The sequence below is a fragment of the Ameyamaea chiangmaiensis genome (assembly GCF_013376175.1).
Lineage (GTDB): Bacteria > Pseudomonadota > Alphaproteobacteria > Acetobacterales > Acetobacteraceae > Ameyamaea > Ameyamaea chiangmaiensis.
Genome location: NZ_JABXXR010000141.1, coordinates 1 through 6,959 on the forward strand (window position 1 = coordinate 1; position 6,959 = coordinate 6,959).

A 6,959-nucleotide genomic window follows, 5' to 3' on the forward strand; every position below is an offset into this window, starting at 1 on the left:
TTCCCCGCATCGCACTCAACGCCGCTCTGCGTGCACGGGCGGGGCGACGCGTCACCGGCGACGACCGCCGCTTTCTGCGTCGTCACGCGGGTCAGGGCGCGTGGCTGATCCGCGCACTCGAGCAGCGCGGCACGACCATGCTGAACGTGGCCGAGGACATCATGAGCCGCCAGATCGGGTTCCTCGAACACGGACCCGGCGGACTGGTCCCACTGACCATGCGGACACTGGCACAGAGCCAGGGACTGCATGAGAGCACCATCAGCCGCGTGAGCAACGGCAAATACATCGCAACGCCGCATGGGACGTTCGAACTCCGGTATTTCTTCACCCAGAGCGTGGGCACGGTGGATGCCAGCCATAGTGCCGAGGCCGTGCGGCGCACGATCGCGCGCCTGATCGACGCCGAGCGCGCGGACGCGATCCTGTCGGACGCCGACATCGCCGAGGCGCTGTGCAAACTTGGGATGGACATCGCCCGCCGAACCGTGGCCAAATACCGCGATGCGCTGAACATACCGGGTTCAGTTCAGCGCAGACGGAACAGGGAAGCGGGCCTTCAGCACCGCTGACGATCTGTTCCGCCTCACCCGAGGAATCCGCAAGAGGCCGTCCGTCGTGCCTTCGCCATCTGGCGCGGCGTCCGGCAAGGAGCAGCCAGACATGGACATTCAGGTTTCCGGCAAGCAGATCGATCTGTCCGACGCCCTCAAGACGCGCGTCGCCACCAACCTAGACGCCATTGCGGGCAAGTATTTCGGGCAGGCGCTTGATGCGCAGGTGACGTTCTCCCGCGCCCGTTCCTTCTTTCTGTGCGACATCAATCTCCATGCCGGACCCGGACTGGTCCTGCGCGGCGAAGGCGAGGCCTCGGACGCCAGCAGCGCATTCGACGACGCCGCCGAGCATATGGCCAAGCGCCTTCGCCGGTATCGCCGTCGACTGAACGACAATGCGCGCTCCCGCAGCAGTAGCCGAACCCAGACGATCCTGCGCGCGCGGGAGCGGATTTTCGCCAATGGCACCGACCCGGATGGTCTGGACGCGCTCGACCAGACGGGCGCCGGCGACCTGAGTGCCACTGACACATCGACCGGTGGTGGCGCCAGCGCGATCATCGCCGAGCAGGTGCAGAATGTGGCGATGCTGACCGTAGGGGAAGCCGCCATGCGGCTCGATCTGTCGGGCGAACAGATCCTGATGTTCCGCAACCCGACGACCCGCCAGACCAACGTGGTCTATCGCCGCCCCGATGGCCATGTCGGCTGGATCGACCTGGCCGCGGAAGCCTGATCGAGCGGAGGGCGCCCGCACGTCGCGGGCGTCTCTCGCTCCGCTGCCATACATCGGACGCCGTCGGCTTGCCAGACGGATCGCCGGCCTGCCACTCTGACGGATATTTTTTCGCAGAGTGCCCAGTATGACCGATCTCGCCCGTTTTGAGCTGTTTCTGGTCATCTTCGCGGTGATCCTGTTCCTGGCCCTTCTGGCACGGTGCATGCGCCTGCCGCCGTCCGTCGCATTCATCGGCGGCGGTCTGGCGCTGGCGATGGTGCCCGGCGTCCCGGTGTTTACGATCGACCCGGACCTCGTGCTCGTGGTGTTTTTGCCGCCCCTCTTGATGGCCGGCGCGTATTTCACCGTCTGGCCGTCGTTCCGGGCCAACCTGTCGGGCATCCTGCAACTCGCGGTCGGGGCGGTCCTGTTCTGCACACTGGTCGTCGGGGTCGCGGTGCACTGGCTGGTGCCATCCCTGCCCTGGGCCGTCTGCTTCGCTCTGGGCGCCATTCTCGCGCCGCCCGACGCGGTGGCCGCCAAAAGCGTTCTCGAGCGTGTCCACCTGCCCGAACGCCTGTCCACCCTGATCGAAGGCGAAAGCCTGCTGAACGACGCCAGCAGCCTCGTGGTCTATCGCGTTGCGATCGCCGCTTTCCTGACCGGCAGTTTTTCCATCCTGCATGCGGTGATGTCGTTCGCCGTCCTGTCGGCCGGAGGCGTGGCGCTGGGGTTGGCGATGGGCTGGGCCATGCTGACGGTCCTGCGCCGGGTCTCAGACTCGATGGTGGTGATCTGCCTGACGCTGCTCGGGCCGTGGGTGGCGTATGTGGTGGGTGAGCGCGTGGGCGTGTCCGGGGTCATGGCCACGGTCACGATGGGGCTGCTCTTTGGCTGGTATCAGCACGATGTGTTCAGCGCGGCCACACGCCTGCGCGGCGAAGCCTTCTGGAGCACCATCACGTTCCTGCTCGAGGCGATGATCTTCGTCATCATCGGTCTGGCGTTGCGCGCGATCCTCCATGGTGGCGAGAGCCTGTTTGCCTCGACCGGACAGCTTGCGCTTTGCGTCGCGTTCGTCGTGATCACCGCTATCCTCGCCCGATTTGCCTGGGTGTACGGCGCCGTCGTGCTGTCGGGGACGACGCGCCGCCTCGCCGGCCGTCCGACGGCGCCACGGGCGTGGGCGGAGGCCACGGTGACCGGCTGGTGTGGTATGCGCGGCGTGGTCAGTCTGGCGGTGGCACTGTCGACGCCGGAGGACATGCCGGGCCGCAGTTTCGTTTTGCTGTGCACCTTCGCGCTGATCCTGACGACCGTCGTGGGTCAGGGCACAACTCTCGGGCTGGTCATCAGGGCGCTAAAGCTGTCCGCCGGTGGCGCGGGCGGCCGCGCGCTTCTGTCCGAGGACGAGGCGCGGCTGTGCGTCGCGACGGCGCAACGCCGCGCGATCGAGGCACGCGCCACCGCCCCGGACGGGCGTGTGGTCCATCCTCGGCTGCTGGAACAGTACCGCCACCGCGAAACGGCGGAGCAACGCTATCTGCGGGAACGCGATACCGTTCAGCAGGATCATAACGATCATTTTGAAACCGTACTGGCGATCATCGCGGCCGGTCGGTCCGAAATCCTGTCCCTGCATCGCGGCGGCCGAATCCATGACGAGGTCTTACGCGCGCTGGAATACCAGCTCGACCTTCAGGAACTGACCGCCCTCGCCGAGCGCGCGTAGGCGGCCGTCGTCACGGGCCAGTGCCCGCGCGCGGCAGAACCCGCGCGAACTGCGCCCCACCCTGACGCCCGACGCCATGATCGTCGGATCCCACCCCGTCCGACGCCGCCGCATCCGACGGCGCGGGCGGGAGCGTACCAGCCTCCCGGCGCAGCGCGTCCAGCAGAAGAGGCATCCGTAACCCTTCGGGCTCATCGGACAGGCTGTAGATGACCGCGCGTGCCTGACGACGAGCCGCGAGGACGCCGCCGCGCCGCAGGGCGCCGATCTGCTGACTCAGCGTCGGCTGGCCGATCCGTGTGCGGTCCTCGATCTCGCTGACCGCAAGGGGGCCCTGCAGCAACGCGTCGATAATCATCAGGCGTTGGGGCTGGGCCACAAGGCGCAAACGATCGGCGAGTTCCCGTGCCTCTTCCGGGGTAAGCGCGCTCACGCCAGACGATCCTTGGCAAACCGCATGAACCATGCCGGTCCTGCCTCGACCGCTTCGTCCTGTGTCATGGCCGGGGGCAGCACGACGTCCGCGCCCGGCGTCCAGCCTTCGGGCGTCAGCACATCGCGGCCGTTGACCGTCTGCAGCGCGGACACCAGCCGGATCAGTTCAGCGACCGAGCGGCCGACCGACATCGGGTACCACGTGATCGCCCGGATGATCCCGCGCGGATCAATCACGTAAACACCCCGCACGGTCGCGCTGTTGTCAGATTCTTCATCAAGCATCCCGTAGGCCCGCGCCACCGCCATCGACGGATCTTCCACGACGGGAAACGGAATGGTCACGCCGAAGGCGGTCCGGATGGCCTCGATCCACGCGATGTGGGACGCGAGACTGTCGACCGACAGACCGACCAGCGCGCAGTCCATCGCCCGGAACGTCTCTTCTTCCCGCGCGAGCGCGATGAACTCGGTCGTGCAGACAGGGGTGAAATCGGCCGGATGGCTGAACAGCATCACCCAGCGACCGCGCAAAGCGCTCAACCGGAACGGGCCGTGGGTGGTACGGGCCGAGAAATCGGGCGCTTCATCACCGATCCTTGGCGTCGAGGCAGGCCGGCGCGAGGCCGCCGACCGATCGGAAGTGTCATTCATGAACATCACTTAAACGGCCCCCTGTCGCTGAGGCAACGATCGGTTCACGTCGGGCGCCCGTCGAAAAGGCGGCGCGCGGCCTCGACCCGTTCGCGGTGCTTTGCCGCCCAGATCCACACACCACAGAACGCTTCGCCCAGACTGGCGCCAAGGGGGGTCAGCGCGTATTCCACGCGCGGCGGAATGACGGGATAGACGGTGCGCGTGACCATGCCGTCGCGCTCCATATGGCGCAGGGTCTGCGTCAGCATCTTCTGACTGATGCCCGCAACCCGGCGGTTCAAACCGCCGAAGCGCAGCGTCCCGTGCTCGTCGAGCACTTCAAGCACCAGCATGGTCCATTTGTCCGCCACACGCCCGATCAGTTCGGTCACCAGCGTTTCGACCCGGGGATCGTCCGCACACGCTCGGTCATCGTCATCGCAACGCACATCGCCCACGTCAGCTGTCTCCATCGGATCGTTACTTACCCAAAGGTCTGTATAAATCTTTCGGGTGCGGTCTTTCCAGAGGATTGCGGAAGCCTATTTTCCGAGGTGCACCAGCGATCAACGAGTCACAGAAAGAACGTTCCATGAAAACCAGCGGCAACACCATTCTCATCACAGGTGGTGGTTCGGGCATCGGCGCCGCACTGGCGGAGCGGTTCCACGCGCTCGGCAACACCGTGATCGTCGCCGGCCGACGGCGCGCGGCACTGGAGCGCGTCTGCGACGGACGCCCCGGAATGCACGCCATCACGTTCGACATCAGCCAGGCCGACGATATCGCGCGTCTCGCCCGCGACGTCACCGAGGCGTTCCCGGCGCTCAATGTTCTGATCAACAACGCCGGCATCATGCGTTTCGAGGCACTCGACCACGCCCGCGATCTGTCGGACGCGGAAGAGACCATCGTCACCAATCTGCTGGGCACGATCCGGCTGGACAATGCGCTGATCGATCATCTGGTCACACGCCGCGACGCCACCATCGTGACGGTGACCTCCGGGCTGGCCTTCGTCCCGCTTGTCAGCACGCCGACGTACAATGCGACCAAGGCGGCCTTACACTCCTACATCATTGCGCAGCGCGAAGCCTTGCGCGGCCGTGTGGAGATCATCGAACTGGCGCCGCCGGGCGTCCAGACCGATCTGACACCGGGCCAGGGCACGCGACCCGGGTATATGCCGCTTGAGGCGTATATCGACGAAGTCATGGAACTGTTCGCACAAGTACCGACCCCGGCCGAAATACTGGTCGAACGCGTCAAACCCCTGCGTTTCGCCGAAGCGAACGGCACGTTCGACCAGACGCTCGCAGCCTTGGGCGAAATGGCCGCCAAGGCACGAGCGGCACAGTAAACGGCCTCAGTCGGACGCCGTGTAAGACGCGAGGGCGGCGTCCACTGCCGCCCCGGACGGCAGCGTAAATCCCTCCTGACGCAAGGCCGCCTCGAGCCCCCCAAGCGTCAGAAGGACCTTGTGCTTCATCGCGTTGTAGCCCATCGCGCCGATCCGCCAGATCTGACCCGCCAGAGGGCCGAACGCCGTGCCGATCTCGATCTCGAAGTCCATCCGCAGCCGGTCGCGCACACGCTCGCCGTCCACGCCTTCGGGGATGTAGACGCCAGTGACGCTGGGCATGCGATGTGCATCGTCGCCATACACGGTCAGCCCCATGGCCCGCAGCCCGGCTGTCATGGCGGCGCCGGCCGCGCGATGCCGTGCAAAGCGTGCCTCCAGCCCTTCGGACAGCACCACCCGTGCGGCTTCGCGCGCTGCATACAGCATGGAGGTTGCCTCCGTGTGGTGGTTCAGGCGCTTGTCGGACCAGTAATCCATGACCATAGACAGGTCGAAATAGTTCGAGCCGATGCGCGTGCCGACACCATCGGTCGTGCCACCGGCACGCAACCCGGCCTCGACATGCCGGCGCGCCATGATGTGCTCGGCCGCGCGGTCCGAAATGGTGATCGGGGCCGAACCCGGCGGACCGCCCATGCATTTCTGCAAGGCGCCGGTGACGATATCCACGTCCCAGGCGTCGGCGCACACCGCCATCCCGCCGAGCGTCGCCGTCGCATCGACGTAGGACAGCACATCATAACGACGACACAGCGCGCCCACGCCTGCCAGCGGCTGCGCCATGGTCGTCGACGTGTCGCCATGGATGCAGGCGAAGACCCGCGGCCGGTGCTCGACAAGCGCGGCCTCGATCTGCGCCAGGGTGGCCACCTGACCCCAGGGGACATCGAGCGTGCGGATGTCGGCCCCGATCCGCGCCGCGATCTCCGACAGCAGCAGCCCGAACCGCCCCGCGCGCACGATCAGAACCCGTGCGCCCGGCTCCAGCAGCGAAACAAGGGCGGCCTCGATCCCCGCGCGTGCCGTGCCGTCGATCAGGAATGTCCGGCGATTCTCCGTCATGAACACCCGACGGTACAGGGCCATCGTCTGGTTCATCGTCGTCGTCATTTCCGGGTCGAACTGGCCCATCATGTCGGCGGCCATCGCGCGCAGGACGCGCGGGTGCGCGTTGACCGGCCCCGGCCCCATCAACAGCCTCTGCGGCGGGTCGATCTGGCCGAACACATCCTCAGTCGTCATGATCGCTCCTTGTTCGCGTCGCGCAATCGGGAGTGTCCAGCGACTGGACGACGTGCACAAGCGTCCGCAGTGCAAGTGTCACGTCCCCGGCTTCGACCGCCTCGTCCGGATGATGGCTGATACCACCGGCGCAGCGCACGAACAGCATCGAAACAGGGGTGATCGCCGCCAGCACCATGGCGTCGTGCCCGGCGCCGCTGACCAGATGGCGCGCGGCCGCCCCGGTCGTGCGGGCTACGGCGGCGGCCATCGCTGCGGTCAGGCTGGGATCGCATG

Annotated in this window: 9 protein-coding genes; 4 read left to right on the forward strand and 5 right to left on the reverse strand. The window is 66.5% G+C overall.

Annotated features, from left to right (window positions below):
• From HUK82_RS13265 to HUK82_RS13275, 3 genes are all read left to right on the forward strand, one after another.
• On the forward strand, positions 1-572 hold a 572-nt coding region (locus tag HUK82_RS13265), incomplete at its 5' end, for an RNA polymerase factor sigma-54 (RefSeq protein ID WP_456304203.1).
• Between the two features lie 91 nt (positions 573-663).
• Positions 664-1,293: a ribosome hibernation-promoting factor, HPF/YfiA family gene (hpf, locus tag HUK82_RS13270; RefSeq protein ID WP_176614416.1), complete on the forward strand. Its 630-nt coding sequence runs from the start codon at positions 664-666 to the stop codon at positions 1,291-1,293.
• A gap of 127 nt (positions 1,294-1,420) precedes the next feature.
• Positions 1,421-3,007: a Na+/H+ antiporter gene (locus tag HUK82_RS13275; protein WP_176614417.1), complete on the forward strand. Its 1,587-nt coding sequence runs from the start codon at positions 1,421-1,423 to the stop codon at positions 3,005-3,007.
• A gap of 10 nt (positions 3,008-3,017) precedes the next feature.
• Here the strand turns inward: HUK82_RS13275 and HUK82_RS13280 are convergent, their stop codons facing one another.
• Genes HUK82_RS13280 through HUK82_RS13290 form a run of 3 tightly spaced genes read right to left on the reverse strand, consistent with a single transcriptional unit; the run spans position 3,018 to position 4,551 of the window.
• Positions 3,018-3,440, reverse strand: a complete 423-nt coding sequence (locus HUK82_RS13280; RefSeq protein WP_176614418.1) for an ArsR/SmtB family transcription factor — start codon at positions 3,438-3,440, stop codon at positions 3,018-3,020.
• Positions 3,437-4,096: a peroxiredoxin gene (locus HUK82_RS13285; RefSeq protein ID WP_176614419.1), complete on the reverse strand. Its 660-nt coding sequence runs from the start codon at positions 4,094-4,096 to the stop codon at positions 3,437-3,439. The genes HUK82_RS13280 and HUK82_RS13285 overlap by 4 nt, the downstream gene beginning before the upstream one ends.
• 44 nt (positions 4,097-4,140) lie before the next feature.
• A complete protein-coding gene (locus HUK82_RS13290; RefSeq protein ID WP_176614420.1) occupies positions 4,141-4,551 on the reverse strand; it encodes a winged helix-turn-helix transcriptional regulator in 411 nt (136 codons plus the stop codon).
• A gap of 119 nt (positions 4,552-4,670) precedes the next feature.
• Between HUK82_RS13290 and HUK82_RS13295 the strand changes: the two genes are divergently transcribed.
• The gene (locus HUK82_RS13295) at positions 4,671-5,438 is read left to right on the forward strand and encodes an SDR family oxidoreductase (RefSeq protein ID WP_176614421.1); all 768 of its coding nucleotides are present in this window, start codon (positions 4,671-4,673) and stop codon (positions 5,436-5,438) included.
• 6 nt (positions 5,439-5,444) lie between these two features.
• On the opposite strand, the gene HUK82_RS13300 is transcribed toward HUK82_RS13295, so the two are convergent.
• Both HUK82_RS13300 and HUK82_RS13305 read right to left on the reverse strand, forming a co-directional pair.
• On the reverse strand, positions 5,445-6,683 hold the full coding sequence (locus HUK82_RS13300; RefSeq protein ID WP_176614422.1) for a pyridoxal-phosphate-dependent aminotransferase family protein: 1,239 nt from the start codon (positions 6,681-6,683) through the stop codon (positions 5,445-5,447).
• A partial coding sequence (locus HUK82_RS13305; protein WP_176614423.1) for a M20/M25/M40 family metallo-hydrolase occupies positions 6,673-6,959 on the reverse strand: 287 nt, incomplete at its 5' end. The genes HUK82_RS13305 and HUK82_RS13300, both read right to left, overlap by 11 nt.